Source organism: Rhodococcus sp. NPDC056516, from assembly GCF_042794655.1.
Taxonomy (GTDB): Bacteria; Actinomycetota; Actinomycetes; order Mycobacteriales; family Mycobacteriaceae; genus Rhodococcus_F.
Genome location: NZ_JBHTTG010000006.1, coordinates 26443 through 53055 on the forward strand (window position 1 = coordinate 26443; position 26613 = coordinate 53055).

General features: G+C 65.0%; 25 protein-coding genes. 7 read left to right on the forward strand and 18 right to left on the reverse strand.

What is annotated here, in order from left to right; translation table 11 throughout:
- Window positions 1-80: 80 nt before the first annotated feature.
- Together ACFQ6Y_RS18750 and ACFQ6Y_RS18755 are read right to left on the reverse strand one after the other, a co-directional pair.
- The gene (locus ACFQ6Y_RS18750) at window positions 81-743 is read right to left on the reverse strand and encodes a response regulator transcription factor (RefSeq protein WP_007729374.1); all 663 of its coding nucleotides are present in this window, start codon (window positions 741-743) and stop codon (window positions 81-83) included.
- A gap of 9 nt (window positions 744-752) precedes the next feature.
- Window positions 753-2027: a sensor histidine kinase gene (locus tag ACFQ6Y_RS18755; protein ID WP_378635762.1), complete on the reverse strand. Its 1275-nt coding sequence runs from the start codon at window positions 2025-2027 to the stop codon at window positions 753-755.
- Window positions 2028-2191: 164 nt separating this feature from the next.
- Between ACFQ6Y_RS18755 and ACFQ6Y_RS18760 the strand changes: the two genes are divergently transcribed.
- Window positions 2192-2866, forward strand: coding sequence for a hypothetical protein (locus tag ACFQ6Y_RS18760; protein ID WP_378635765.1), 675 nt, complete (start codon window positions 2192-2194; stop codon window positions 2864-2866).
- Window positions 2863-4251 carry an alpha/beta-hydrolase family protein gene (locus ACFQ6Y_RS18765; protein WP_378635769.1) on the forward strand — a complete coding sequence of 463 codons (1389 nt, stop codon included), beginning with the start codon at window positions 2863-2865 and terminating at the stop codon, window positions 4249-4251. The genes ACFQ6Y_RS18760 and ACFQ6Y_RS18765 overlap by 4 nt, the downstream gene beginning before the upstream one ends.
- Before the next feature lie 57 nt (window positions 4252-4308).
- On the opposite strand, the gene gatA is transcribed toward ACFQ6Y_RS18765, so the two are convergent.
- Window positions 4309-5787: an Asp-tRNA(Asn)/Glu-tRNA(Gln) amidotransferase subunit GatA gene (gatA, locus tag ACFQ6Y_RS18770; protein WP_378449122.1), complete on the reverse strand. Its 1479-nt coding sequence runs from the start codon at window positions 5785-5787 to the stop codon at window positions 4309-4311.
- The gene (gatC, locus tag ACFQ6Y_RS18775; protein WP_003944747.1) at window positions 5784-6083 is read right to left on the reverse strand and encodes an Asp-tRNA(Asn)/Glu-tRNA(Gln) amidotransferase subunit GatC; all 300 of its coding nucleotides are present in this window, start codon (window positions 6081-6083) and stop codon (window positions 5784-5786) included. The genes gatA and gatC overlap by 4 nt, the downstream gene beginning before the upstream one ends.
- A 278-nt stretch (window positions 6084-6361) precedes the next feature.
- Here gatC and ACFQ6Y_RS18780 point away from each other — a divergent pair, with 278 nt between their 5' ends.
- Window positions 6362-7012, forward strand: coding sequence for an amino acid-binding protein (locus ACFQ6Y_RS18780; protein ID WP_378533863.1), 651 nt, complete (start codon window positions 6362-6364; stop codon window positions 7010-7012).
- 13 nt (window positions 7013-7025) lie between these two features.
- On the opposite strand, the gene ACFQ6Y_RS18785 is transcribed toward ACFQ6Y_RS18780, so the two are convergent.
- The 9 genes from ACFQ6Y_RS18785 to ACFQ6Y_RS18825 form a co-directional block, all read right to left on the reverse strand.
- Entirely contained in the window at window positions 7026-7514 is a 489-nt protein-coding gene (locus ACFQ6Y_RS18785) for a GNAT family N-acetyltransferase (RefSeq protein ID WP_230812805.1), read from the reverse strand.
- A 47-nt stretch (window positions 7515-7561) separates the two neighbouring features.
- Window positions 7562-9643 carry an NAD-dependent DNA ligase LigA gene (gene ligA / locus ACFQ6Y_RS18790; protein ID WP_378534551.1) on the reverse strand — a complete coding sequence of 694 codons (2082 nt, stop codon included), beginning with the start codon at window positions 9641-9643 and terminating at the stop codon, window positions 7562-7564.
- A gap of 69 nt (window positions 9644-9712) precedes the next feature.
- The gene (locus ACFQ6Y_RS18795) at window positions 9713-10735 is read right to left on the reverse strand and encodes a methionine synthase (protein WP_378635773.1); all 1023 of its coding nucleotides are present in this window, start codon (window positions 10733-10735) and stop codon (window positions 9713-9715) included.
- Window positions 10732-11844: a tRNA 2-thiouridine(34) synthase MnmA gene (gene mnmA, locus ACFQ6Y_RS18800; RefSeq protein ID WP_378635778.1), complete on the reverse strand. Its 1113-nt coding sequence runs from the start codon at window positions 11842-11844 to the stop codon at window positions 10732-10734. The genes ACFQ6Y_RS18795 and mnmA overlap by 4 nt, the downstream gene beginning before the upstream one ends.
- The gene (locus tag ACFQ6Y_RS18805; protein ID WP_378449126.1) at window positions 11844-13073 is read right to left on the reverse strand and encodes a cysteine desulfurase family protein; all 1230 of its coding nucleotides are present in this window, start codon (window positions 13071-13073) and stop codon (window positions 11844-11846) included. Before ACFQ6Y_RS18805 ends, mnmA begins: the two co-directional genes overlap by 1 nt.
- 52 nt (window positions 13074-13125) lie before the next feature.
- Entirely contained in the window at window positions 13126-14025 is a 900-nt protein-coding gene (locus ACFQ6Y_RS18810) for a lysophospholipid acyltransferase family protein (protein WP_378635781.1), read from the reverse strand.
- Window positions 14025-14861: a GNAT family N-acetyltransferase gene (locus tag ACFQ6Y_RS18815; protein WP_378635784.1), complete on the reverse strand. Its 837-nt coding sequence runs from the start codon at window positions 14859-14861 to the stop codon at window positions 14025-14027. The genes ACFQ6Y_RS18810 and ACFQ6Y_RS18815 overlap by 1 nt, the downstream gene beginning before the upstream one ends.
- A gap of 135 nt (window positions 14862-14996) precedes the next feature.
- Window positions 14997-15953: an electron transfer flavoprotein subunit alpha/FixB family protein gene (locus tag ACFQ6Y_RS18820; protein WP_003944698.1), complete on the reverse strand. Its 957-nt coding sequence runs from the start codon at window positions 15951-15953 to the stop codon at window positions 14997-14999.
- 48 nt (window positions 15954-16001) lie between these two features.
- On the reverse strand, window positions 16002-16802 hold the full coding sequence (locus tag ACFQ6Y_RS18825; protein ID WP_019747906.1) for an electron transfer flavoprotein subunit beta/FixA family protein: 801 nt from the start codon (window positions 16800-16802) through the stop codon (window positions 16002-16004).
- 271 nt (window positions 16803-17073) lie between these two features.
- Here ACFQ6Y_RS18825 and ACFQ6Y_RS18830 point away from each other — a divergent pair, with 271 nt between their 5' ends.
- Genes ACFQ6Y_RS18830 through ACFQ6Y_RS18840 form a run of 3 tightly spaced genes read left to right on the forward strand, consistent with a single transcriptional unit; the run spans window position 17074 to window position 20650 of the window.
- A complete protein-coding gene (locus ACFQ6Y_RS18830; protein WP_378635787.1) occupies window positions 17074-17853 on the forward strand; it encodes a methyltransferase domain-containing protein in 780 nt (259 codons plus the stop codon).
- Between the two features lie 29 nt (window positions 17854-17882).
- A complete protein-coding gene (locus ACFQ6Y_RS18835; protein ID WP_378636738.1) occupies window positions 17883-19409 on the forward strand; it encodes a 1,4-alpha-glucan branching protein domain-containing protein in 1527 nt (508 codons plus the stop codon).
- On the forward strand, window positions 19406-20650 hold the full coding sequence (locus ACFQ6Y_RS18840) for a glycosyltransferase family 4 protein (RefSeq protein ID WP_283303686.1): 1245 nt from the start codon (window positions 19406-19408) through the stop codon (window positions 20648-20650). The genes ACFQ6Y_RS18835 and ACFQ6Y_RS18840 overlap by 4 nt, the downstream gene beginning before the upstream one ends.
- A 2-nt stretch (window positions 20651-20652) precedes the next feature.
- Here the strand turns inward: ACFQ6Y_RS18840 and ACFQ6Y_RS18845 are convergent, their stop codons facing one another.
- Window positions 20653-21288: a maleylpyruvate isomerase family mycothiol-dependent enzyme gene (locus tag ACFQ6Y_RS18845; RefSeq protein ID WP_378635790.1), complete on the reverse strand. Its 636-nt coding sequence runs from the start codon at window positions 21286-21288 to the stop codon at window positions 20653-20655.
- A 97-nt stretch (window positions 21289-21385) separates the two neighbouring features.
- The gene (locus tag ACFQ6Y_RS18850) at window positions 21386-22150 is read right to left on the reverse strand and encodes an acyltransferase (protein ID WP_283303684.1); all 765 of its coding nucleotides are present in this window, start codon (window positions 22148-22150) and stop codon (window positions 21386-21388) included.
- Window positions 22151-22287: 137 nt separating this feature from the next.
- Between ACFQ6Y_RS18850 and ACFQ6Y_RS18855 the strand changes: the two genes are divergently transcribed.
- On the forward strand, window positions 22288-23595 hold the full coding sequence (locus ACFQ6Y_RS18855) for a PQQ-binding-like beta-propeller repeat protein (RefSeq protein ID WP_378635795.1): 1308 nt from the start codon (window positions 22288-22290) through the stop codon (window positions 23593-23595).
- A 1-nt stretch (window position 23596) separates the two neighbouring features.
- Here ACFQ6Y_RS18855 and ACFQ6Y_RS18860 read toward each other — a convergent pair whose 3' ends face one another.
- The 3 genes from ACFQ6Y_RS18860 to ACFQ6Y_RS18870 are packed head-to-tail and all read right to left on the reverse strand — an operon-like array spanning window position 23597 to window position 26605.
- Window positions 23597-24754, reverse strand: coding sequence for a class I SAM-dependent methyltransferase (locus ACFQ6Y_RS18860; RefSeq protein WP_378635800.1), 1158 nt, complete (start codon window positions 24752-24754; stop codon window positions 23597-23599).
- Window position 24755: 1 nt separating this feature from the next.
- Window positions 24756-25772, reverse strand: a complete 1017-nt coding sequence (locus ACFQ6Y_RS18865; protein WP_003944733.1) for a class I SAM-dependent methyltransferase — start codon at window positions 25770-25772, stop codon at window positions 24756-24758.
- Between the two features lie 53 nt (window positions 25773-25825).
- Complete coding sequence (locus tag ACFQ6Y_RS18870; RefSeq protein ID WP_230812784.1) at window positions 25826-26605, reverse strand: enoyl-CoA hydratase/isomerase family protein; 780 nt, start codon at window positions 26603-26605, stop codon at window positions 25826-25828.
- Window positions 26606-26613 lie beyond the last annotated feature (8 nt).

A 26613-nucleotide genomic window follows, 5' to 3' on the forward strand; every position in this document is an offset into this window, starting at 1 on the left:
GGTGTCCATCTTCCCCCAGTCACCGTATTGCCGCAGGATAGCGGCGTTGCCGAGCCGCAACGCCGCGCCGTACGGGATCGCTAACCTGGCGTGACGAGCCCGCTTTCGTACGCCAACACGACTGCCTGGGCGCGATCTCGTAGATCGAGCTTCGACAGCACCTTCCCGACATGGGTCTTGACGGTCTGCTCGGCGACGAACAGCCGCTCGGCGATCTCGACGTTGGACAATCCGCGGGCGATCAGTTCGAGGACCTCGCGCTCACGCGGGGTCAGGGCGTCGAGCGCTGCGGGCCGTGCGCGCGGGGCCGCCCGCCGGCTGGTCACATCGGCAATCAGCCGACGCGTCACCGTCGGCGCCAGCAAGGCCTGCCCTTCGGCGACTACGCGTACCGCCCGAATCAGTTCCTCGGCCGGTGCATCCTTGAGCATGAACCCACTCGCCCCGACGCTCAGTGCCTCGTAGACGTAGTCGTCGATGTCGAAAGTGGTGAGCATGAGGACTCGCACCGGCGGTTCCCATCCGGCAGACAGAATCTGGCGGGCAGCGTCGAGTCCGTTCATCTCGGGCATGCGAACATCCATCAACACCACATCCGGACGCAATCGCGCGACCTCGGCGACGGCGATCTTGCCGTCCGGCGCATCGCCGATCACGCTGATGTCGGGCTGGGCGGAGAGTAGGGCTCCGAACCCTTGTCGAACCATCGCCTGGTCGTCTGCGATGAATACTGTGATGGGCACTCGGACAGCCTAGGCGGGCATCGACGGCAACTCGGCCCGGACCTCGAACCCTCCGTCCTCGCGCCGGTTTGCCAACAGCATGCCGCCCACGGCCGAAGCCCGCTCACGCATTCCGCGTATTCCATTGCCACCAGTGGTTTCCGACGCCGAGTGCTGATTGCCACCCAATGGCGAAGGTCCGTTGTTCACGAGCGCGCTCACCGATTGCGGGCCGAACGCCACGGCGACTTCGATGGGTCCGCCAGGTGAATGCCTGGCCGCATTGGTGATCGACTCCTGAATGATCCGGTATAGCGCAAGTCCCGTGGATTCCGACACCGACGCTCGATCTCCGTCGACTCGCCACGACACCGGAAGTCCTGCACGTGTACTGCCGAGCAGCAGTTCGTCCAACTGGTCGACGCCCGGTTGCGGGGCCGTCACCACCGAGTCGCCGTCGCTGCGCAGTACTCCGAGGAGACCACGAATCTCGTTGAGTGCTGCTCGCCCTGTCTCACTTATCGATTCGAATTCGGTCCGGATCTCCGGAGTGACCGCATCGAGTCGGTACGGCGCACTCTGCGCTTGCACGACCACCATCGACATGTGGTGGGCCACGATGTCGTGCAAGTCGCGGGCGATCCGCGCCTTCTCCTCGAGGATCGTTCGCCGAGTGCGTTCGAGTTCACTGACTTCCTCCTGCTTGGCCAACTGGCGGCGCGAGAGAACCAACCAGCGGATCAACAGGCAGAAGGCCACCAGGGCACTCAGCCCGACAGCCCAACCCGCTCCGTCGCTTCCCGGGGCGTTGCCGAGGAAGAGCAGCACCGTGGCGATCCAGGCGACACCGACAACCTGAATGGGCGCTCGCAGACTCACCGCGGCGAGCAAACACATCAGCACGATGATGTGGACGACCTGCCACGGATAGTCGTAACCGGGCGTGTTGTCGAACACCAACGGGATGATCAGCGCCGACACCGCCGACACCGCCCACCCCAACGGTGCGTTGATCCGGATCAGGACAAACGGAAAGGCGGCCAACGCGGCGACGAACGGCATGATCGGCGGCGAAACATGATGCGTCAGTTGCAGTGTCGGCCACGCGATCGCGTAGAGGATCAAGGTGACCGCGACTATGACGAAGTTCCAGAACTGACCGTGGGCCACGAAACGGGTTGCGCGGCGCACTTTCTCCGAATGCACTACCGCCCCGTCGAGGCCGGACAGCATCGACCCGGCAGTGGCGAATGTCGGTGCGGGCGCATCCGGTGCGCCCCTGTTCTTCCTTCGGACCTTGATCACCCGTCAAGCCTATGAAGGCGAACCCCGAAAGTCCTCATACTGCAGTGTGAGATCCCCCTACCTCCGAGGTATCACAGGGGAGGGAATTCTCACCCGAATCGGCGTCGGAGAACCCCTCCACAGAGCGATGACCGCCAGGATTGTCCGTTCATAGCGTGAACGGCATGCGGATCACACGAGTGAAAGACCTCTCTCGAAGCGGCGCCACCTGGGCTGCCCTGGCCTTGGCGGCAACGGCGGCGATCATCGTCACTGCCGGATCGAGCGGCGCCGAGCCGCCGCGCACCGAGAACTCGAACGCATCCAGGGCGATCGCCACCGTGACTACCGCGGATGCCTCTGACGCCGTGACCACCATCCCGGCGGACTTTGCGGCATTCGCGGGCTACACCCCCACCGTCGTCGATGGATATCTCGCCAATCCTCACGGCGACTGCTCGTCGCCGGTCCCACTTCCCGACGAATTCGACTCGGCCTGCAAAGCGCACGATCTCGGCTACGACCTGCTCCGCTACGCGCATTCGCACGGAACTGAACTGGGGCCGTGGGCACGTCAGGTCCTCGACGGTCAGCTCGACGAGCGAATGCATGCCGCGTGTGAAGACCGCACGTCCTTTCTCTCACGAGGGTATTGCTTCGCGATGGCCGATGTAGCCGTCACAGCGGTGAACGGAAATTCCTGGCGCCAAAGCTATCTGACACCGGTCGCTGAATCAGGCTTCGGTTACGGCGCGGCCGGAGTCTTCGCTGTCTCCGCTCTCGGTTTCACCGTGATGCGATCGCGGCGCCTCGACCCGTCGAACGAGTTCTCCTACTCCCCGAAAGCGATTGCAGCATGAGCGTTCTGAATGCGTCACGGACCCCCGCCCTCGCCCGAGTCGGGGCCCTCGCACTCCCCCGGGTTTCGACGAGCGTCGCGGTGGCAGCGATGTCCGCCATCTCACTTGCTCCCGGACTGCTGCCGAGATCAGCCGTGCTCCAGGGTGTGTTCAGCGGTCTGCTCGTCGCGGCCGGACTACTGGCGATGTGGGCGTTCTCCGCGGTTGCGCGTCGGCTCGTCTCTGATCGCGTGAAGGCCCGATTCGACGAACATCATTGGCGCATAAGCGCGTTGGGGTTGTCGACGGCCGCCGCCGCGATTGCTGTCTTCGCCGCCTCCAGTTGGCAGAACTCGTTGCGAGCGGCGATGGGCGCACCGTCTGCCGGACTTCTCCACTGGGCGGAGGCGGGTTGCATTGCAGCACTGACCGCACTTGGCCTCTGGGGCATCGGGGTCGGAATTTCGAAGGCGCTGCGGTGGATGGGTTTCGCGCGGAGTGTGGGTGCACTGGTCATGGGAGTCCTCGGAGTGCAGTTGGTAGTCGGTCCCGTCGTGTGGAACGGCCTCGCCGATTCGTTCGACAAGTCCAACGCGTACATCGACACTGCTCTGACGCAGCCACTTTCGGCCTCCGTGTCAGGCAGCCCCGAATCTCTTATCTCCTGGACGTCGATGGGGGCGGAGGGACGCAAATTCGTCGCAGCAGGCGAAGACTCGGTGCGCGTCTACGCCGGTTTGGATTCCGCACCCGATGCCGCATCGCGTGCCGCTCTCGCCGTGAGTGAACTCGATCGCGTCGGTGGATTTGCCCGCAACAGCGTCGTGGTGGCGGTTCCGACCGGCTCGGGGTGGATCGACACGCACGCAGTCGACGGTATCGAGCAACGGTTCGCCGGCGACGTCGCGATAGTCGGCCAGCAATACTCCGACGCACCCAGCTGGGCGACGTTCCTGTTCAGCCGGGACGAGGCCGAAGATTCAGCCACCGCTTTGTTTACTGCGGTCGGTACACACATCGCCTCGATGCCGACCGAAGAGCGGCCGGACCTGTTCCTCTACGGACAGAGCCTGGGCGCCGTCGGGGGCAGTGCTGCGTTGATGGAGAAAAGCCCCACCACCGCGTGCGACGTGTTGTGGGCCGGTCCCCCGGCGGGCGCGACGCGGACGGAGGGCGCAACCGTTCTCGCGAACACGTCCGACCCGGTGGTGTGGTGGTCCCCCGCCCTCGCGACGCAGAAGCCGGACCTGAGCCGCGCCGTCCAGGATGCCCCGATCCCGCAGTGGATTCCAGGCGTCACGTTCTTGCAGACGACCGCAGACATGCTCGGTTCGCTCGGTGTTCCCGCCGGCCACGGTCATCGCTACGGAACCGATCAGGGGACGGCTTTGGGGACCTGCTCCTGAAACTGCTGTGCGCCTTTATTAACCGCGGGGGGTTAATAAAGGCGCACAGCAAACAGGTCAGACTGCAGTCGCGATCGGGCCGCGTGCAGCTTCGTAGGCGGCACCGACACGGTAAAGGCGCTCGTCAGCCATGGCGGGCGCCATGATCTGCAGGCCCACCGGCAGGTTGTCATCCGCGGACAGACCCGAGGGCACCGACATCGCGCAGTGTCCGGCCAGGTTGGTCGGCAGCGTGCACAGGTCGGAGAGGTACATGGCCAGCGGATCGCCGACCTTCTCGCCCAACTTCCAGGGGGTGAACGGGCTGGTCGGCGACACCAATACGTCTACCTTCTCGTAGGCCTTGTCGAAATCGCGCGCGATGAGCGTACGGACCTTGAGCGCCGAGCCGTAGTAGGCGTCGTAGTAGCCCGAGGACAGTGCGTAGGTACCGATCATGATGCGACGCTTGACCTCCGGGCCGAAACCGGCGGCACGAGTTGCGGCCATGACCTGGTCGGCGCTCATGTTGCCTTCGTCGACACGCAGTCCGTAGCGCATGGCGTCGAAGCGAGCCAGGTTGGACGACACCTCACTCGGCAGCACCAGGTAGTACGACGCGAGCGCGTGCTCGAAGCTCGGGCACGAGACCTCGACAACCTCGGCGCCGAGAGCCTTGAGCTGCTCGACTGCGGCGTCGAAGGAGGCGATGACGCCGGGCTGGTAGCTGTCGGAGTGCAGTTCCTTGACAACACCGACCTTCACGCCGCGCAGGTCGCCGTTTGCACCTTCACGTGCTGCGGCAACCACCGGACGCACGGGGGCGTCGATGGACGTGGAGTCACGCGGATCGTGTCCGGCGATGACCTCGTGCAGCAGAGCGGTGTCGAGCACGGTGCGACCGCAGGGGCCGCCCTGATCGAGCGAGGACGCGCACGCGACGAGTCCGAAGCGTGAGACGGTTCCGTACGTCGGCTTGGTTCCGACCGTCGCGGTGACCGCAGCCGGCTGACGGATCGAACCGCCGGTGTCGGTACCGATGGCCAGTGGAGCCTGACGGGATGCGAGTGCTGCCGCGCTACCGCCACCGGATCCTCCGGGGATGCGGGTGACGTCCCACGGGTTGCGAGTCGGACCGAAGGCGGAGTTCTCCGTCGAGGAGCCCATCGCAAATTCGTCGAGGTTCGTCTTGCCGAGAATCGGGATGCCGGCAGCGCGCAGCTTGGACGTCAGGGTCGCGTCGTACGGCGCAACCCAGCCTTCGAGAATCTTCGACGCACAGGTGGTCGGCATGTCCGTCGTGGTGAAGATGTCCTTCAACGCGATCGGAACACCGGCGAGTGCCGAAGCGGGTTCGTTTCCGCCTGCGAGCGAGTTGTCCACTGCTGCGGCAGCTTCGAGAGCCTGCTCGCCGGCGACGTGCAGGAATGCGTGGTACTCGGTGTCGACGGCAGCGATGCGGTCGAGATGCGCCTGCGTGACCTCTACCGAGGACACCTCACGCGAGTGGATCTTGCCGGCCAGCTCAGCGGCGTCCAGCGTGGTCAGATCGGTCATTCGCCCTCTCCAAGGATCTGCGGAACCGCAAAGCGATCCTGTTCGACTGCGGGTGCTCCGGACAATGCCTGCTCCGGGGTCAACCCGGGCACGATCACGTCGGGGCGCGTCACGTTGGTGACGGCATTGGGGTTCGCCATGGGCGGGACGTCGTCGGCCGCAACCTCGGTGACCACCTTGACGTGGTTGAGAATCGAATCCAACTGACCGGCGAACTCGTCGAGTTCGGCATCGGACAGGGCGAGTCTGGACAGCCGCGCGAGGTGCGCGACCTCGTCACGGGAGATGGCAGGCACCGCGGGGCCCCTTTCGGAAGAGGACGTGAACATTGCCGGTCCAGCCTAGTTCCTCACCGACACAGACCTGTAAGCACGCCTGCTGTGTCGACCGGTATGCACGCCCACTGTGTCCACCGCCACGTCGAATCCACCTCGTGTTTCGCTCGTGTGACAAGCACGTGCACCCGGTGTGACCCCGCCGCGGCGCCCACCAACGGGTGCTGAGCAAGTGCAAAGATGGGTGTGGCCCGGGTCGACGTGATCCGGGCGAGAACCGATCAGCGAAAGGCACGCACGTGTCGTACCTGCTTCGCGTCCAACTGCCCGACCGACCCGGCAGCCTCGGCGCTCTCGCCGTGGCACTCGGTTCCGTCGGCGCAGACATCCTCTCTCTCGACGTCGTGGAACGGGGCGACGGATTTGCCATCGACGACCTCGTGGTCGACGTCGAACCCGGCGCACTGCCCGACACTTTGATCACCGCTGCGGAGCATCTGCCCGACGTGCTGGTCGATTCGATCCGCCCCTACGCCGGGATTCTCGACACTCACCGCGAACTCGAGCTGATCGACTCCGTCGCCACCGCCAGAAACGATCGACTACAGGTTCTCGTCGACGGCGCGCCGCGTGTCCTCCGTGTCGGCTGGTGCGTCATCGCGGACATCGGCAAGCACGGGGCTTACCGTGTCGTCGGTAGCGCAGGCGCTCCGGAAACTCATGCGACCGATATTCCGTGGATGCCGCTGGACAAGCCCACCGCCCTCGACGGCGAGGCGGATTGGGTTCCGGACGTATGGCGCGACATGAACACCAGCCTCGCTGCCGCACCTCTCGGTTCCGGCAATCGAGTCCTCATGCTCGGCCGCCCCGGTGGACCCGAATTCCGCCCCTCGGAGATAGCCCGCCTCGGCTACCTTGCAGGAATCGTAGCGACGGTGCTGGGTTAACCAGGCTGGATAGTCAGGCCAGACCACGAACCATGACGGTCAGTTCCATGCCGCGAATGGGCTCCCACGCGCGCTCGGGATCGGGGACAAAACCGTTTCGGTCGTAGATACGACGCGCATCGACCATCTCGGGCTGCGTCGAAATGACCACCGAGTGATCGCCGCGATCGTAAGCGTCGGCGATCACTGCGCGAACCAATGCGGTTCCGGCGCCCGATCCTCGAGCTTGCGGAGAGACCGCGAGCATGCGGAATTCGAGTTCACCCTTCTGCGCAACGTCGGCGAAGGGCGTACCGGGCTCTGCGATCGTCAACGAACCCACGACCTGATCGCCGAGGACGGCAACCAGCACCCGCCCCTGCTCCACCCGAGTTGCGGTGTCGCGCAGGCGCTCCGCGTACGGGGATCCGTCGGCGACAAATCCGCCGCCCACGTACGACTGCACAGTCAGCTCACCGACGGTCTCGAACTCAGCCGGCAGAACTTCACGAATCTCGATCATGGCGTCACTATGGCACCCCACACGTCAATCTCAGAAATCGGACAAAGTCACTCTGCTGCGTCCAATTCGGTGGGAGCGACTGCATCCGGGCCATCTTCGAGCAACCGCCGGAAGCCGTCCTCGTCGAGCACCGGCACACCCAATTCGACGGCCTTGTCGTGCTTGGAACCGGGCGCTTCACCAACGACGACGAAGGCTGTCTTCTTCGACACCGAACCTGCCGCCTTGCCCCCGCGCACCAGAATCGCTTCCTTCGCCTGATCTCGCGAGTACGTCTCGAGCGAACCGGTGACGACGATCGAGAGACCCTCGAGATTGCGCGGAATCGAATCGTCTCGTTCGTCCTCCATGCGTACTCCGGCCGAAGCCCACTTGTCGACGATCTGCTGGTGCCAGTCGACGGAGAACCACTCCACGACCGCCGCCGCGATCGTGGATCCGACGCCGTCCACTGCAGCCAACTCGTCGACCGACGCTTCCCGAATGCGTTGCAACGAACCGAATTCGCCGGCCAACGCCCTGGCGGCAGTAGGGCCGACGTGCCGAATCGACAGTGCCACAAGCACTCTCCAGAGCGGCTTGTCCTTGGCCGAATCGAGATTGGCCAGCAAGCGTTTTCCGTTGGCGGACAGTGCTCCCGCATTGGTACGGAAGATCGGAACGTCGATCAGTTTCTCGGCGTCGAGGGAGAAGAGATCACCCTCGTCGCCGATGACCTTCGCTTCCAGCAGACCGGTCGCGGCCTCGTATCCGAGCACCTCGATGTCGAATGCCCCGCGACCGGCAACGTGGAACACGCGCTCGCGCAACTGCGCCGGGCAGTACTGCTGATTGGGGCATCGCACGTCGACGTCGCCCTCCTTTGCCGGTGCCAACAACGTGCCGCACTCGGGGCAGTGCGTCGGCATGACGAACTCGCGCTCGGTACCGTCGCGCACGTCTGCCACGGGCCCGAGGACCTCGGGGATAACGTCTCCGGCCTTACGCAACACCACGGTGTCGCCGATCAGCACACCCTTGCGCTTGACCTCGGATCCGTTGTGCAGCGTGGCCAAGGACACAGTGGAACCCGCCACCGTGACGGGTTCCATGTGCGCGAACGGCGTCACGCGTCCGGTGCGCCCGACGCTGACCCGGATGTCGAGGAGCTTGGTCGTGACCTCTTCCGGCGGGTACTTGTACGCGATCGCCCACCGCGGTGCGCGAGACGTGGTGCCCAGACGTCGATGCAACGACATCTCGTCAACCTTGACCACCAGGCCGTCGATCTCGTGCTCGACGTCGTGGCGATGTTCTCCCCAGTACTTCATCTTCTCGACCACGGCGTCGGCGCCGACCACCCGCGAGGTGTGCGTGGACACCGGCAGACCCCAGGCGGCGAGGGCCACGTAGGCGTCGTACTGCGAAGCCGGATCGAAACCTTCCATGCGTCCGAACCCGTGGCAAATCATGCCGAGGCGACGACGCGCGGTGACGGCCGGATTCTTCTGACGCAGGGAGCCCGCCGCGGAGTTGCGCGGATTGGCGAACGGCGCTTTGCCCTCCTCCACCAGCGAGGCATTGAGTGCCGCGAAGTCCTCGAGGCGGAAGAACACCTCACCGCGCACCTCGAGCAGGCTCGGAATCGGGTACTCGTCCGTGGCGGTGAGCCGCTCCGGGATGTCGTTGATCGTCAGGGCGTTGAGTGTGACCAGCTCGCCGGTGCGGCCGTCGCCGCGGGTAGCGGCGCGCACGAGTTTGCCGTTCTCGTAGACGAGGTTGAGCGCGACGCCGTCGATCTTCACTTCGCACAGATAGTGCAGTTCGGGCCCGGTTTCCTGCTCCACCTTGGCGATCCATCCACGGAGCTCGGACTCGTCGAAGACGTTGTCGAGGCTGAGCATCCGCTCGAGATGATCGACGGAGGTGAAGTCCGTCGCGAATCCGCCGCCGACCAGTTGCGTCGGAGAGTCGGGAGTCCGCAGATCCGGATACTGCTCTTCGAGAGCATTGAGCTGCCCGAGCAATGTGTCGAATGCACCGTCCGAAATGACGGGCGCATCACGAACGTAGTAGCGGAACTGATGCTGGCGTACCTCTTCGGCCAGCTCCGTCCACTGCTCGCGCGCCTCGTTGGGCGCTGGCTGCATTGCATCCGCGGTTTCAGTCACAGCTAGAAGATTATCGGGTCACACCGACACACCACATGACTCCACGCATCAGAACGCCGACGGATCGTCCACCAATGCCTTGCCGACGTCTGTGCTCAGTCGAAGAGCAGCACGAGCCCACTCCAGGCTCGCTCCCGCAAGACCACAGCGTGGGGTCACCGCGACCTGGGTCTGCAGGAGTTCACGCGAGAATCCGAGACGATCGATCAGCGTGACTGCGGGCATCGCGCACTCTTTCCACGTCACCGGCTTTTCCGGCTCCACGGACGGAACCAGACCGAGCGCCAATTCCTTGCCGGCGTCGAACAACTGGCCGATACCGTCGAGATCGCGTGAGCCGATGAGCGACATGTCGATGCTCACGCCGAACGCCTGACTTCGCCTCAATAGATCCCACGGCATGTCGGCGCCGCAACTGTGGACGATCGTGGGCAACCCGCAACCGCTGATCGTCGAGTCGAGAACGGCGAGCGCCTCGGGTTCGGGCAAAGCCGGAACGCTCTCCATCTTGGTGCGCCCGGGCAGCGAACCGGCCAGTACGGTCGCGATCTGGGGCTCGTCCAACTGGATCACCACTGCGGCGCCGGTCCGACGAGTGACCTCGGCCGCATGACGCGCGAGACCCTCACCGAGTGATTCGGCGATGTCGCGGAGCGCCCCGCGGTCGACGAGAACTCGCGAGCCGTTCGCGACCTCGATCTCGGCGCCGAGCGTCAACGGGCCGGCAGCTTGGAGCTTGATCACGTGATCTCCACCGACCAAGCGGGCCGACTCCCAGGCTTCCTCGAGTGCGTCGAGATCCTGATTCAGGAAGTCCTCGGCCCGCTTCGCGACGTTGCCCCGCCGAGGCACGACGCGATAGGCACGCGTCGAGGCGTCGAGGTTGATGTCGACCAAAATGGCCCCTGCCCGGCCGACCATGTCTGCGCCGAGACCCCGGCTCGGCAACTCCACCAGATGTGGGAAACCGCCAAGCTCGCCGAGGATGGTTGCTGCACTTTCGCGGGCATCCGTGCCCGGCCAGGATCCGATTCCGGTGACGAGGCCACCGATGGAAACCTGCTGCGTCACAGTGTGTTCGGCTCGGATTCGGTGCCCGAGATGGTGCCACTGCCGAGAACCTGGTCGCCCAGTTCGCTGTCGGGGCGATACAACACGACAGCCTGTCCCTTCGCGACGCCGGTCAGTGGTTCGCGCAACGAGACCGAGATACCGCCACTCGAAGTACCGTCATCGACGGCCTCCGCGACGGCCTGCGCCAGTCCGCCGTGCGCACGAACCTGCACCATGCATTCGACGGGGCCTTCCGGCGCCTGGCCCGAAGTCCAGATCGCACGCTGCGCCGAGATGGCCCAGACGTCGAGGTTCTTGGCCGATCCCACTCGGACCGTTCCGGTTTCGGGCTCGATCGCGGTCACGTAACGCGGACGGCCGTCACCCGCCGGACCTTCGACGCCGAGACCCTTGCGCTGTCCGATCGTGAAGCCGTGGACGCCGTCGTGCGCAGCGAGGACTTCACCGGAATCGGCGTCGACAACGCTTCCGGGACGAACGCCGATGCGCGCACCCAGGAATGCTCGTGTGTCGCCGGTCGGGATGAAGCAGATGTCGTGGCTGTCAGGCTTGTTCGCCACAGCGAGCCCGCGCTCGGCCGCTTCCTCGCGGATCTGTTCCTTCGGGGTGTCACCGATCGGGAACATCGCGCGTGAAAGCTGCTCTGCCGTCAGCACACCGAGGACGTACGACTGATCCTTGTCCGCGTCGACCGCCCGGCGCAGGACGCCGTCTTCGAGGCGTGCGTAGTGACCGGTCGCCACGGCGTCGAAGCCGAGAGCGACCGCGCGATCGGCGAGTGCGGTGAACTTGATCTTCTCGTTGCAGCGCAGGCAGGGGTTGGGGGTCTCACCTGCCGCGTACGACGCCACGAAGTCGTCGATCACGTCTTCCTTGAAGCGATCGGCGAAATCCCAGACGTAGAAGGGTATTCCGAGGACGTCGGCGGCGCGCCTGGCGTCGCCGGCATCTTCCTTCGAGCAGCAACCCCGCGAACCCGTACGCAATGCGCCCGGCGCCGTGGACAGCGCAAGATGAACGCCGACGACGTCATGTCCGGCGGCAACAGCGCGGGCGGCGGCGACAGCGGAGTCGACACCTCCGCTCATGGCTGCGAGTACTCGCATCAGCGATCCCCTCCACGCGAACCGGCACCGGCAAGACCGGCGGCCCGAGCGCGCTCTACTACTTGTGGAAGCGCTGCGAGCAGCGCATCCACATCGGTGACACTCGACGTATGTCCGAGCGAAAATCTCAGTGAGCCACGCGCTACGGGCGATTCGACGCCCATCGCGATCAACACGTGGCTGGCCCGGGCCACACCGGCAGTGCAGGCCGAACCGGTGGAACATTCGATACCGGCTGCGTCGAGGAGCATCAGCAACGAATCGCCCTCGCAGCCGGGAAAGGTGAAGTGCGCGTTACCGGGAAGCCTGTCGGAACCGGTCGGGCCGTTGAGCACCGACTCGGGAAGGATCTCCAGGACTCCCTCGATCAAACGGTCACGCAGCTGCGCCAATTCCCTTGTGCTGGAATCGAAGTTCTCGACGTTTGCGCGCAGCGCCGCAGCCATTCCGACAACTCCCGCGGTATCCGGAGTGCCCGAACGCAGATCACGTTCGTGCCCACCGCCGTGAAGGAGCGGCACACAGGGAACCTGGCGACCGAGCAAGAGTGCACCGACGCCGTGGGGACCACCGAATTTATGTGCCGCGATGCTCAGCGCGGACAACTTGCTCGCTGCGAAGTCGACGGGCAATTGAGCAACGGCCTGGACCGCGTCGCTGTGCATCGGAATCTCGAACTCTGCCGAGACCTCCGCCAACTCCACGATCGGCATGATCGAGCCGACCTCGTTGTTGGCCCACATCACCGTCACCAGTGCTACTTCGTCGGCGTGCACGGACAGTTCGTCGCGCAACGTCTGCGGATCGACCACACCGTTCTCGTCGACCGGCAACCACGTCACGCGCGCGCCCTCGTGTTGCTCGAGCCACTCGACGGCGTCGAGCACAGCATGATGCTCGACGGAGCTGGCCAGAATGCGAGTGCGTCGTGGATCGGCGTCACGGCGAGCCCAGTAGATGCCCTTGACCGCGAGGTTGTCGCTCTCGGTTCCCCCGGAGGTGAAGATGACCTCCGACGGCCGCGCGCCCAGGCTGGCGGCGATCGATTCGCGCGATTCCTCGACGCGGCGCCGGGCCGCACGGCCGGAGCCGTGCAGCGAGGACGCGTTGCCCACGGTTTTGAAGGTATCGGTCATCGCCTCGATAGCGGCTGCCGACATCGGAGTCGTGGCGGCATGATCGAGGTACACCGGAAATCCGGCGTGGGCACTGTGTGCAGGCAGAGTCATGGCTTGACAAGGATAGCCCAGCACGAGAGCTCGCCCAGCCTCGCTCAGCAGGCTAAGCGCTCATCGCCGGGGAGGGATCGATTTGTCCCACGGCTTGTGTCACGAGTTCCGGTGCGGGGTCGAAGATGTCGTGAGCTGCCAGATCGATGCTGTCGACGCCGCGTACGGCTCTCTCGCATCGCTGCGCGAGATCGGCTCGGCACTCCCCTGCCTCCTCGAGCGGAGCCAGCCTGACCTTCACCTCGACGTTCTTCTGACGCAGGATCCGACCGATGGACTGACCGATCGTTTCGGTGCCGACAAAGCACGGTCCGGTGCACAGGGAACCGTCGGCGTTCTCGTATCGGATCGCCATCGGTTGAACCGGGCATTCGGCGTCGACGGCAGCTTGGAACATCGCCGGGCGGAAGCCGCCGTACGCTCGGCCGCACCAGGTCGTCCCCTCGGGGAAAACCATCACGCGGACACCGCGCTGCAGGCGTTCGCGCACGACGTCGACGGTTCCGGGGAGGTCCCGCAGTCGTGCTCGATCGATGGGCACGACGCGCATCCGCCGCGCGAGACCGCCGAGCACTGCCCAGTCGAGCAGGTCGGCGCGGGCGACGAAGTTGGCCGGAGCAACGGCGCTCGCGACCAGTACATCGGTCCAGGACACGTGACCGGCGACAACCATCACGCCTGCCGGTTCGGCGCGCCCCAACCGTTGATCGTCGACCGTGAGCTTCATCCCCAGACAACGCAGCAACGCCCGCGAGTATCCGCGTTGCATCTCCGTGCGCCAGGTGCGTGGGAGCAGCCAGCCGGCCGACAGCACCGGCGCTGTCACCAGTGCGGCACCGACCATAACCCCGCGGGCAATCACGGTGATACTCGACACACCGGGTGCGTCCGCGGGTAGACACCCGTCGCCGCAGGGGCTCGTCGGTACCCAGTACGGCACCGCCGCGGTCATCAGCCGATCCCCGACTCGTGTGCGGCGGCCGCCGATCGCAGCCGTTCGAGATAACGCTTGTTTGCGGAGTGAAGGCCTTGCAGCGCAACAAAATCAGCCACGCCGAACTCGGGATCGTGAGCAGGCTCCCCGCAAATTGTCGCGCCCATCCGTAGGTAGCCGCGGAGCAACGGCGGCATCGTGAGGCGTTCCGGTGCGGCAATCTCGTCGAGCGTCCGGCCGCCGAGGACCACCGGGTTTCGAGGTGTCACCCGTCGCGAAACCGGGCTGGCGTGCTTGTTCATCACGAAGTCACGCACGCCACGGACATCTGCGCCGGCGATGGAATCGGGGCGCGGCAGGATGGGCACGGAGACGCAACCCATCACCCACTCGTATCCGGTCAGTTCGAGGTAGTGCAGGATGCCCGACCACATCAGGCTCAGGACGGATCCGGTGCGGTGAGAGGGATCGACGCACGCGCGACCCATCTCGACGATCCTGTTCGCCACCGGGTCGAGCGCGGAGATGTCGAATTCCGTTGCGGTGTAATACCCACCGGCCGCCGCAGCGGAATCCGGCGGCAGCATTCGGTAGCAGCCCACGTACTCCCCGGTGATGTTGTCACGAACGAGAAGATGATCACAGAATTCGTCGAAGGCGTCGGCGTCGAGTTCGAACACCCCAGCCGTTGCCGGGAGGGAGAAGCCAGGCTCGGAGGCGAACACTCGGTATCGAAGACGCTGCGCAGCGACACGATGCTCGCGGTCGGAGGAGACGATCAGGGAATATCTCGGCTGGGCGACCTCACGGCCGAGATTGTCACTCGCGGAGCGAAGGACTGACGTAATTGTCATGCGCAAGGTTTATCGAGCGCGAACGGCATCCCGGTATCGACGAAGTGACATACCGATGCAGGCCGGGTGAATAAAGCACTGTGCGCCTTTATCAACCGCGGGGGGTTGATAAAGGCGCACAGCAGATTGTGCTTTTTAGCCCTTGTGGGACTTCACAGCTTCGGTGAGCTGCGGTGCGACGTTGAACAGGTCGCCCACGATGCCGAAGTCGGCGATCTCGAAGATGGGTGCCTCTTCGTCCTTGTTGACCGCGACGATGGTCTTGGACGTCTGCATGCCGGCGCGGTGCTGGATGGCACCGGAAATGCCGAGCGCGATGTACAGCTGCGGGGAGACCGTCTTACCGGTCTGACCGACCTGGAACTGTCCGGGGTAGTAGCCCGAGTCCACAGCGGCACGCGAAGCACCGACTGCAGCGCCGAGGGAATCGGCCAGCTCTTCGACGACGGAGAACTTGTCCGCGCTGCCGACGCCACGTCCACCGGAGACGACAACCGACGCCTCGGTGAGCTCGGGGCGGTCGCCGCCGACGATGGGCTCACGCGAGGTGACCTTGACGGCACTCTCGTCCTGAGCCGGAACCTCGACGGTGATCTGCTCGCCTGCGCCGGCCTGCGGAGCAGCCTCGACGGCACCCGGACGAACCGAGTAGACGGGAACGTCGCCGTTGGCCTTGGCCTCGACGGTGAACGCGCCACCGAAGATGGAGTGGACGCCGGTGCCGTCAGCCTTGATCTCGATGACGTCGGTCAGCAGTCCGGAGCCCAGACGTGCGGCCAGACGACCGGCAACCTCTTTGCCCTCGGTGCCGGCTGCGGTGATGACTGCTGCCGGGCTGGTGGACTCGACCAGAGCGGCGAGAACGTCGACCTTGGGGGTGACGAGGTAGCCGTCGATGTCGTCGGACTCGGCGACGTAGATCTTCTCGGCGCCGGCTGCTGCCAGCGCGTCGGCGAGCTTTGCTGCGGTGCCTGCGGGGCCGGCGACAACTGCCGACGGCTCACCGAGTGCGCGTGCAGCGGTGATGAGTTCGGTGCTGACCTTCTTCAGCGCACCCTCTGCGTGCTCTACGAGCACAAGTACTTCTGCCATGACTTAACTCTCCCTGAGTTCTTCTGCTGGATGTCTAGAAGGGCGCGATCAGATGACCTTGTTGCTGACGAGGTAAGCGGCAATCTTGGTGCCACCGTCTCCCTCGTCGGCGATGCGCTCACCAGCGGTACGGGGGGGCTTCGGGGTGGAGGACGTCACGGTGGTGCCGGCGTTGGCAACACCGACGGTCTCCGGATCGACTCCGAGGTCGGCCAGCGTGTAGACGAGAACTTCCTTCTTCTTCGCGGCCATGATGCCCTTGAAGGACGGGAAGCGCGGCTCGTTGATCTTCTCGGTGACCGAGACGATCGCGGGCAGCGAAGCCTCGAGGCCGAAGACGCCCTCGTCGGTCTCGCGCTCACCGGTGATCTTGCCGTCGGCGACGACGACCTTGCGCAGCTGCGTGAGCTGCGGGATGCCCAGGTACTCGGCGATGATGGCCGGGACAGCGCCGACGCGGCCGTCGGTGGCCTCGTTGCCGGCGATGATCAGGTCGGCAGGCTCGTCGTTCTCGAAGGTGATCTGTCCGAGAGCAGCAGCGAGGGTCCATGCGGTCTGGATCGCGTCGGAGCCGTGCAGTGCCGGGTCGTTGATGTGGACAGCCTTGTCGGCGCCCATCGACAGAGCCTTGCGGATAGCGTCGGTGGCGCGGTCGGGACCTGCGGACAGCACCGTTACCTCACCGCCCTGAGCTTCCTTGATGAGGAGTGCTTCTTCGACGGAGCGCTCGTTGATCTCGTCGAGGACTGCGTCGGCGGCTTCACGGTCAAGCGTGTAGTCGCCGTCGGTCAGCTTGCGCTCGGACCATGTGTCGGGGACCTGCTTGATCAAAACAACGATATTCGTCATGGGTCTTCGTCGACCTCCTGTGTGTAATTCACCTGATAAATCGTCTGTGGTGCTCGCGCAGTCCGAGCGTCCGAAAAGAGAGTCCGACAGGTCTCCCTACGGGCGGATTTCTCGGTTCACGTCGGCTGTGCGTTAGATTACCCCACGTTAAGTTACCGGTGGGTAACTTAACATGGAACCTCGTCCACCATAACGGCACGAACAGGAATTGACAGCAGTGATCTGGACCACGGCGAACACGTTCTACTCGGATGGCACTAATCTCGCACGGGTGAGTGAAACGAGTGTCAGCAACCACGAGGACGCACCCCTGCCCCTGACGGGCGAGCGAACGGTGCCAGGAATCCCCGAGGAGAACTACTGGTTCCGACGCCACGAAGTGGTGTACCGCGCACTTCTGGAGCGCTGCACGGATCGCCGAGTCCTCGAAGCCGGATCCGGAGAAGGCTACGGCGCCAACATGATTGCCGACGTCGCAACGAAGGTTACCGGCCTCGATTACGACATCTCCGCGGTCGAACACGTCCGTGCCCGCTACCCCCGCGTCGAGATGCTTCACGGCAACCTCGCCGAGCTTCCACTGGCCGACAACTCCGTTGACGTCGTCGTCAATTTCCAGGTGATCGAGCACCTGTGGGATCAGGGTCAGTTCTTGCGCGAGTGCTTCCGAGTTCTCGCTCCCGGCGGTGAACTTCTCATCAGCACCCCCAACCGGATCACCTTCTCCCCCGGCCGCGACACGCCGCTCAACCCTTTCCACACTCGTGAGCTCAACGCCGCCGAAATGACCGAATTGCTCGAAGCCGCCGGATTCCGCGTTCAGTTGATGACCGGTGTGCACCACGGTTCGCGTCTGAAGGAACTCGACGCCAAGCACGGCGGATCGTTCATCAATGCGCAGATCGACCGCGCGCTGGCCGGTGAGCCCTGGCCGGAAGATCTCACCCGCGACGTCGAGGGCATCACCGTCGACGATTTCAGCATCAGCGAACCTGACATCGACGACAGCCTCGACCTCGTCGCTATTGCCGTGAAGGAAACCGGCGAGTGAGTAACGCAACACCCGTCACCGAACCGGGGATGTTCGCCCTGGTTCTGCACTCCCATCTGCCGTGGCTCGCCAACCACGGCAGATGGCCAGTCGGCGAGGAATGGATCTACCAGTCCTGGGCTGCGTCGTACATTCCGCTCGCCGCGGCGCTACGACGCTTGGCCGACGAGGGCCGATCGCACTTGCTGACGCTGGGCATCACGCCGGTACTCGCAGCCCAGTTGGACGATCCCCACTGCCTCGCCGGAATGCATCACTGGCTCGGCAACTGGCAGATCCGCGCCCACGAGGCCGCCGGCATGCCGGACGCAGCGCACCGCGAACTCGGAGCGCGCGAACACCGGGCGTCAGCAGCCGCTCTCGAAGATTTCGAGACTCACTGGCAGCACGGTGCCTCGCCGGTATTTCGCGACCTCATCGATCGTGAGGCATTCGAGCTTCTCGGCGGGCCGCTGGCCCATCCGTTCCAACCACTGCTCGATCCGCGCTTGCGAGCCTTCTCCCTCCGCGAAGGTCTCGCCGACGCGCATGCCCGGTGGAACCACACCCCTACCGGGATCTGGGGACCCGAGTGCGGGTACACCCCGGGCATGGAGCGCGGTTACGCCGAAGCCGGCGTCACTCACTTCATGGTCGACGGCCCCGCCCTGCGCGGCGACACGTCCGTCGGCCGACCGGTTCGAGAATCCGACGTCGTCGCTTTCGGCCGCGACCTGCAGGTCAGCTACCGTGTCTGGTCCCCCAAGTCCGGATACCCGGGCCACGCTGCCTACCGCGACTTCCACACCTACGACCACGCGACGGGCCTCAAGCCGTCGCGGGTCACCGGACGGACCGTCGACTCCGCCGACAAGTTGCCCTACGACCCCGAACTCGCCGCGGCCGCCGTCGACAAGCATGTCGCCGACTTCGTCGAAACCGTTCGGGCGCGTCTGCGCAGTGAATCCGCCCGCATCGGCCGCGACGCCCTCGTGGTCGCCGCTTTCGACACCGAACTGTTCGGGCACTGGTGGCACGAAGGTCCGCAGTGGCTCGAGAAGCTCCTGCGCGCGCTCCCCGAAGCCGGAATCCGCGTCGGCACCCTCGCCGACGCCAAGGCATCGGGATACGTCGGCGAACCCGTTCAGCTCGAGGACTCGTCCTGGGGATCGGGTAAGGACTGGCGCGTGTGGGCCGGCGATCAGGTATCCGACCTGGTGCAACTGAACTCCGAAGTGGTGGAGACCGCGCTCGGCACCGTGGACAAGTCTCGCGGACGCGACAACGCACCCGGACGACCGGAACTGCGAAACCGCGTCAACGATCAGGTACTTCGCGAGACACTGATGACAGTTTCGAGCGATTGGGCATTCATGGTGAGCAAGGATTCGGCCGCGGGGTACGCCCGCGAACGTGCGCACAAGCACGCCCATGCGACCAGGGAAATCTCCGAAGCGCTGGTATCCGGCCGCGATGCCGTCGCCGTGCGACTCGCCGAAGGCTGGAATCGCGCCGACGGGTTGTTCCCGGGACTGGATGCTCGCCGTCTACCTGAAACAGAACTGAGTCCGTCGTGAAAATTCTCATCGTCTCGTGGGAGTACCCACCGGTCGTCGTCGGCGGGCTCGGTCGACACGTCCACCATCTCGCCACCGAATTGGCAGCCGCGGGCCACGAGGTCGTGGTGCTCTCACGCCGCCCGTCCGGCACCGATTCATCGACCCACCCGACAGTCACGCACATTTCCGAGGGCGTTCTCGTCGTCGCGGTGGCCGAGGACCCGGCGCACTTCGTCTTCGGTGAGGACATGCTCGCGTGGACCCTGGCCATGGGCCATGCGATGGTCCGTGCCGGAATGGCGCTGCACAAGCCCGGCGTCGGCGAAGGTTGGCAACCGGATGTGGTGCACGCGCACGACTGGCTGGTTGCACATCCGGCGATCGCCCTGGCCGAATTCTACGACGTACCACTGGTTTCCACGCTTCATGCCACCGAAGCCGGTCGGCACAGCGGTTGGATCTCCGGCCGAATCAACCGTCAGGTCCACTCCGTCGAATGGTGGCTTGCAAACGAATCCGACTCTCTCATAACCTGTTCGGCGTCAATGCAGGAAGAAGTGACCGAGCTCTACGGCCCGACTCTTCCACCGATCACCGTCATCCGCAACGGAATCGACGTGACCACGTGGAACTTTCGCGAACGAGGACCGCGATCCGGACCGCCGAAACTCCTCTTCGTCGGCCGCCTGGAATACGAGAAGGGCGTACAGGACGCCATCGCAGCACTCCCCCGAATCCGTCGTAGCCACCCCGGCACGACCCTCGCGATCGCAGGCGAAGGTACCCAGTTCACCTGGCTCTACCAACAGGCACGCACGCATCGCGTCGCGCGGGCCGTCGACTTTCTCGGCAACCTCGATCACACCGAACTGCTCAGCTGGCTGCACGGCGCAGATGCCATCGTCCTGCCGTCGCGCTACGAGCCGTTCGGGATCATCGCCCTCGAAGCGGCGGCAGCCGGCACTCCGCTGATCACGTCCACCGCAGGCGGACTGGGCGAGGCCGTCGTCGACGGGGTGACAGGCATGTCTTTCCAACCGGGCGACATCGCCGGCCTCACCTCGGCAGTTCGCGAGGTTCTCGACGATCCCGCCGGGGCACAGGAGCGGGCCGTGGCCGCCCGGGCACGCCTGACGTCGGACTTCGACTGGCATCAGGTCGCCGAGGAGACTGCGCACGTCTACGCGGGCGCAAAGCGTCGGGTGCGGCAGCCGCTGGCACGTCCGCAAATACCCGAGCGTCCGCTACCTGGGCGCTGACCTCAAGGGGTCGGGAGCGGCGCGGTGAAGCGAGAACTCGCATCCCCGAGCAGATGGCCTGGCGGCAACATCCGGCCGCACACCACCAGCAGCAGATCCTGCGCCGCTCCGTGGACCTCGGCGCCCGCACCGTATTCCCAGTCTCGGTCGTCGGCGCGCAGCCGCGCGCCGTCGAGGTCCGTCCCGAAATACTTCACCGTTTTGGGTGAGAGGCCGCCGAGGACGCGGCTGAGCCGGTCTTCCGGCACCACGTAATCGTCGCCGAGTGCCACGCGAATGTCCTGACCGTGGATCACGTCGTGCGAGAGCGCGCCCTCGAAGCCGCCGCCCGGCGGCTTCCACGGGTGTGCAACGTTGTCACGAAGCGAGGCGAGCAGTTGTTGCTCACCAACTTCCGACGCGTCGGCGAGCGCTCGCCGATTCGACATCTTGTTGAAATTTCCGCGTGACTTGACCATTTCCACGACGAATCGCGGCGCCGAGTATCGGTACGGCATGGTGATGTGCGCGATCACTTCGCGGACGCGCCACCCGTCGCACAGGGTCGGCGCGTTCCACTGCTCTGCGTTCAGGCCTTCGAGAAATCCCACCAGTTCGCGGCGCTGCGCCACGACCCATTCGGGTGTCTGTTCGCTCATGTCGGCACTCCTTTCACCGGCGCAGACTTTCGGCGCCGATACCGATACAGACCGGTGGCGGCGCCGAAAGTAATCGCGGGATCTGTCGAAAAGTGACTTACGACGTCGACGACGCGTCGGCAGCGTCTGCGGCAGCCTTCTTGCGCGCGATGTCCTCGAGCGCGGCGACGTACTTCGCGCGATCGGCAGCGCCGGCTTCCCAATCGGACTTGCGGTTCTTGACCGCCTTCGCGGGCGAGCCGACAGCGATGCTGTAGTCCGGGATGTCTCCCTTGACGACGGCGTGCGCCCCGAGGACACAACCACGTCCGACGCGGGTGTTCCGCAGCACGGTGACCTTCGCGGCAACCCAGGTGTCCGGGCCGATACGGACGGGCCCCTTGACGATGCCCTGGTCCTTGATCGGTGTATTGATGTCGTCCATGCGGTGGTCGAAGTCGCAGATGTAGCACCAGTCGGCTACGAGCGTCGAAGCACCGATTTCGATGTCAAGATAGGTGTTGACGACGTTGTCCTTGCCGAAGACGACCTTGTCGCCGATGCGCAGCGAGCCTTCGTGGCACCGGATCGCATTGCCGTCACCGATGTGCACCCAGCGCCCGATCTCGAGGCGGGACAGGTCGGGGGTGGAATGGATTTCGACGTTCTTGCCGAGGAACACCATGCCGCGCAGGATCACGTGCGGGTTGGCCATCTTGAACTTGGCGAGACGGTAGTACCGCACCAGGTACCAGGGTGTGTACGCCTTGTTCGCCAGAACCCATTTGAGGGAATCGACCGTCAAGAACTTGGCCTGATCGCTGTCGCCTCGGCGTGATCCCCGCCATCGAGTGCGCAACGGTGCGCCCCACATGCTCGTCATGAGTGTTCAGCCTACGTGGGGCCGACTCACCGACCCTCGGGGTGTGCCCCGTCACGTTGCCCCGGTCGGGATAGTCTCTGGTCCGGGCTTGTGCAGTTGTCGAAGGCTCTTGACGAAGTGAAGGCAGGGAGATTGTGATGCGGCGGGTCCTACGGTCGTCCGTGATGGTGTCGACGGCGATCGCTGCGGTCCTGATCGCCGGTTGCGGCAGCGACGACGGCCGGGTGGACCGGTACGCGTCGGCGGGTTGGCCGGCCATGCATGCCGACGCACGCAACAGCGACACGAGTCCGGTCACCGGATCACGCGATATCGAGTTCGCGTGGTCACGGCCCCTCGGCGGTCCGGTTGCCGCGTACGCCTCGGTGGCCGCGAACGGCCAGAGCTTCGTCACCGCCCGCACCGAGAACGGCTGCAATCTCTTTTCGTTCCAGATGGATTCGGGTCGCAAGAAGTGGTGCGCTCGACTCAACGACGGCGTAGTCGCCTCGACGCCCATCGTCGACACGGCCACCAATGTCTACGTCGGCGAGAGCGGCGCGATGATGTCCTTCACCGAGACGGGTCAATTGCGTTGGCGCACGCTCGTTGTGGGCACTCCGCTCTCGTCGCAGTTCACCGGCGACGGGAACCTGCTGTTCATCACGCAACTGGGCCAGATCAACGTGCTCAACCCGCAGACCGGCGCAAAGGTTCTTCCGTCGTTCGACCTGATCCCACCGCCGTCGATCGACCAGGGCGCGAACGCAGAACTCATTCCCGACAACAAGGGTTTGAACGAGTGCTTCCTCGGCACGTCCGGCTGCCCGGTGGCCAATACTCCGGCAGTCGACCTGGGCACCGGCAAGTTCTACTTCACCTTCTACGGGCCCAGTTCTCAGGCTGCCGATCTGGTCGCCATGAAGTACACGGGCGGCGACAATCCGTCCATCACCCGTGAGTGGTCCACCGATGCGCTTCCCGGTGGGACTGCGTCGAGCCCGGATCTGTCGAAGGACGGCAAGACCGTGTACGCCACCGACAACAACGGATCACTCTGGGCGGTGGACGCCGAAACCGGTGACCCGCGGTGGAGTTACGACATCGGCTTCAACTCGGCCGGCAGTGCCTCGACGTCCGACGACGGCCTGATCATCCCCGCCGGCGGCGACAAGGGGCATCTCCTTGCCGTGCGCGACGAGGGAGATCGCGCCGAACTGGTCTGGGAGCGTAAGGACCTTCTGCAGCTGGGTGTTCCGGCACAGACCGCCGGTAACACCGGATACACCGTCGTGCGCGAGGGCGAGAACGGACTGAGCCTGATCACCTTCGACACCGAAACCGGCGAGACGGTGGATCAGGACACGTTGCCGGGCGCGGTCGGCTTCACCGTCGGCACTTCCATCGGCCCCAAGGGCGAAGTGTTGACGCCCAGCGCAATCGGTGAGCTGTTCGTCTTCAAGTGATCTAGCGGGATGCCTCACAGATGAAGGCCGACGCAGATCGTCCGACCCGAACGATCACGACGCTCAGCGCGAGCGAGCCTTTCAGCTTGAGCCGCGGACGCAGCACTGCCGGATCGACGTCGACTCCCCGCACCAAAATTTCGGCGGCACCGCAGTCCCGCTTGGCCAGCGTCTGCTTGAGCAGTTTCTCCGAGTACTTGATCTGCTCGAGGATCCGGAATCCGCGAACGCCCTCAGGGACACTGTCACCGGTCAGATAAGCGATCCGCGGATCCAGTTGCCACAGGCCGTGTCTGGCCGCGTAGTGGCGCACGAGGCCCGCGCGCACTACCGCCCCGTCCGGGTCGACGATCCACTCCCCCGGTGCCTGCTCCGGGATGACGTCATCCTCGGCGTCGGTGATCGCCCAACCGGTCCCGTCGGAGCGAAGCACCGACGCTCGACACGTAACGCCGGACTCGGCCAGCCCCGAAGACCACAGGCAGGCTTCCTTGACACCGCCGTCGAGCGAGACGACCTCGACTTCGCCCGCCCAACCGAGATTGTCGAAATCGAGTCCGGGAGCGCACTTCACGGCGAGATCTCGCCCGGAGTACGCCTCGATGAGGTCTGGTAACGGCGGCATCAGCGCTGCGGGATCATGAGTGCGGCGACCACCCGATCGCCTTGCGGGATCTGCCAGTACCACGGTTTCGCGGCTCGTCGGGCGGAGAGCGTCGGCGCGCAACAATGCTGCACTCGGCACATTGCGCTGCGCCATCGCCAGCCGAACGGAATCGATGTCGCTGCCGATCACGCGATGTGCAACGCCGGTCAATGCGTGCAGTTCGGCGCCGATGGAGCACGTCACGTCATGGACGTCGCGACCGATCAGACGCTGCGCACGGTGGGCCGCGACAACGCCAGGAGTGGCTTGTTGCATCGCGTCGTCCGTGAACAACCACTGCTCACTGCCCGGCAGTTTCGCGGCCGCCTTGCGCCGAAGTAGGACGGTGTCCACGAGCGCGGGCATGTGATCACCGAAACGCGTACGCGCCCGGCCGATGTCGGCCAGACGCGTACGCGTGGACAGTTCGAGCTGATCCACCTCGGCCAAGGCCGCTACGCCGGAATCACTTCCGAGATAGTCGACGTCGCCGAGGGTGAAGTCATAGCCCAATTCAGTTTCCGGGCTTCACGCCGGTGATCATGACGTTGTAGAAGAATCCGCGAGGAACGACGTGGCGGAGTACCTTCTCGTCGACCCAGCTGAGCGTCTTCCAACCACCGAAAGCGAAACGCCCCCAGCCCCAACCGAGCTTCTCCGGCGGAACAGCCGCCTCGAAGGTACGGACAGGCCAGCCGAGAAGCGCCGCGGCGAACTCCTCGGTGGCAGCGTGGACCTGATCGGCGCCGGCGGACTTCGCCATGTTCTCGAGGTCCGTGGGATCGAACGTGTGGATGTCGACGACAGCTTCGAGAGCTGCTGCGCGGGAGGACTCGTCGAGCTCTTCCTGCGGGCGACGCCAGTCTGCGAGGAACGGCAGCTTGGTCACGCGAGTGGTTGCTTCCCACGTCGCGCGGCCGAGCCAGCGAGCGTAGAAGTTGCCGACAGTGGTGGGCTCACCGGCGAAGACGAAACGTCCGCCGGGCTTGAGGACACGAAGGACCTCACGCAGCGACTTCTCGACGTCCGGAATGTGGTGCAGCACGGCGTGACCGACAACCAGGTCGAAGGTGTTGTCCTCGTACGGAATGGTCTCGGCGTCGGCGACACGGCCGTCGACCGGCAGGCCGAGGCTCTCGGCATTGCGCAGCGCGACCTTCACCATGCCGGGCGAGAGGTCGGTGACCGAGCCGGTTTTGGCGACTCCACCCTGCATCAGGTTGAGGAGGAAGAATCCGGTGCCGCAACCCAGTTCGAGGGCGCGCTCGTACGGGAGCGGCTGGTCGCCCGCGACGGCGTCGAAACGACCACGTGCGTAGTCGATGCAGCGCTCGTCGTACGAGATGGACCACTTGTCGTCGTAGGTTTCGGCTTCCCAGTCGTGGTAGAGCACCTGGGCGAGCTTGGTGTCCTTACGAGCGGCCTCGACCTCTTCGGCCGTGGCGTGCGGCCGCGGCGCAGGGTCGACTACCGAGGTGTCGGTAGCGGCGGGCGGCGTGACGGTTGCGTCGTCATTCGGGCTGGCTGTCATGGCGGCTATCCTACTCGCTGGTAAGAGATGAACAAGTTCTAGTTTAGGGGAGCCTACTCGCCCGTGAACTCGGCCTTGCCCGGACCGTTGGCGATGAACGACTCCATGCCGATCGTCTGATCCTTGGTCGCGAACAATCCGGCGAACAGATGCTGCTCGATCTTGAGGCCGGATTCCAGGTCGGTGTTCAGACCCTCGTCGATGGCCGCCTTGGCAGCAGCCAACGCGCGCGACGCACCTCCGACGAACTGCGAGGCCCACGTGCGGGCTGCGGTGTACACGTCGTCAGGAGCGACAACCTCGTCGACCAACCCGATGGCCAACGCCTCGTCAGCGCCGACGAAGCGGCCGGTGAAGACCAGATCCTTGGCCTTGGCCGGCCCGATCAGGCGAGCCAGGCGCTGCGTTCCGCCGCCACCGGGAATGATTCCGAGCAGAATCTCCGGAACTCCGAGCTTGGCGTTGTCTCCGACAATCCGGCGATCGGCCGAAAGTGCAACTTCGAGTCCGCCACCGAGTGCGTATCCGGTGATCGCGGCAACGGTCGGCTTCGGGATGGACGCCACGGCGCCGAGCCCTGCCTGCATGCCACCGATCGCGTCACGGATCTGGCCGTAGTCCATCTCGGCCATTTCCTTGACGTCGGCGCCGGCAGCGAAGACCTTCTCCCCGCCGTAGACGATGACGGCCTTGACCGCCTTGTCGACGGTCGCAGCGTGTGCGGCAGCTGCCAACTCGTCCTGCACCTGACGGTTCAGTGCGTTCATGGGCGGGCGCGCCAGACGGATGGTGCCGATGCCTTCGGAAACTTCGAGAGTCACAAATTCAGCCATGATCGAGA

Excerpts from the sequence above, each read along its gene's own strand:
- ACFQ6Y_RS18760 (WP_378635765.1), top strand. The coding sequence starts at position 2,192 with ATGCGGATCACACGAGTGAAAGACCTCTCTCGAAGCGGCGCCACCTGG.
- ACFQ6Y_RS18765 (WP_378635769.1), top strand. The coding sequence starts at position 2,863 with ATGAGCGTTCTGAATGCGTCACGGACCCCCGCCCTCGCCCGAGTCGGG.
- gatA (WP_378449122.1), bottom strand. The coding sequence starts at position 5,787 with ATGACCGATCTGACCACGCTGGACGCCGCTGAGCTGGCCGGCAAGATC.
- ACFQ6Y_RS18785 (WP_230812805.1), bottom strand. The coding sequence starts at position 7,514 with ATGATCGAGATTCGTGAAGTTCTGCCGGCTGAGTTCGAGACCGTCGGT.
- ligA (WP_378534551.1), bottom strand. The coding sequence starts at position 9,643 with ATGCAGCCAGCGCCCAACGAGGCGCGCGAGCAGTGGACGGAGCTGGCC.
- mnmA (WP_378635778.1), bottom strand. The coding sequence starts at position 11,844 with ATGCGAGTACTCGCAGCCATGAGCGGAGGTGTCGACTCCGCTGTCGCC.
- ACFQ6Y_RS18805 (WP_378449126.1), bottom strand. The coding sequence starts at position 13,073 with ATGACTCTGCCTGCACACAGTGCCCACGCCGGATTTCCGGTGTACCTC.
- ACFQ6Y_RS18810 (WP_378635781.1), bottom strand. The coding sequence starts at position 14,025 with ATGACCGCGGCGGTGCCGTACTGGGTACCGACGAGCCCCTGCGGCGAC.
- ACFQ6Y_RS18815 (WP_378635784.1), bottom strand. The coding sequence starts at position 14,861 with ATGACAATTACGTCAGTCCTTCGCTCCGCGAGTGACAATCTCGGCCGT.
- ACFQ6Y_RS18820 (WP_003944698.1), bottom strand. The coding sequence starts at position 15,953 with ATGGCAGAAGTACTTGTGCTCGTAGAGCACGCAGAGGGTGCGCTGAAG.
- ACFQ6Y_RS18825 (WP_019747906.1), bottom strand. The coding sequence starts at position 16,802 with ATGACGAATATCGTTGTTTTGATCAAGCAGGTCCCCGACACATGGTCC.
- ACFQ6Y_RS18835 (WP_378636738.1), top strand. The coding sequence starts at position 17,883 with ATGTTCGCCCTGGTTCTGCACTCCCATCTGCCGTGGCTCGCCAACCAC.
- ACFQ6Y_RS18845 (WP_378635790.1), bottom strand. The coding sequence starts at position 21,288 with ATGAGCGAACAGACACCCGAATGGGTCGTGGCGCAGCGCCGCGAACTG.
- ACFQ6Y_RS18850 (WP_283303684.1), bottom strand. The coding sequence starts at position 22,150 with ATGACGAGCATGTGGGGCGCACCGTTGCGCACTCGATGGCGGGGATCA.
- ACFQ6Y_RS18855 (WP_378635795.1), top strand. The coding sequence starts at position 22,288 with ATGCGGCGGGTCCTACGGTCGTCCGTGATGGTGTCGACGGCGATCGCT.
- ACFQ6Y_RS18865 (WP_003944733.1), bottom strand. The coding sequence starts at position 25,772 with ATGACAGCCAGCCCGAATGACGACGCAACCGTCACGCCGCCCGCCGCT.
- ACFQ6Y_RS18870 (WP_230812784.1), bottom strand. The coding sequence starts at position 26,605 with ATGGCTGAATTTGTGACTCTCGAAGTTTCCGAAGGCATCGGCACCATC.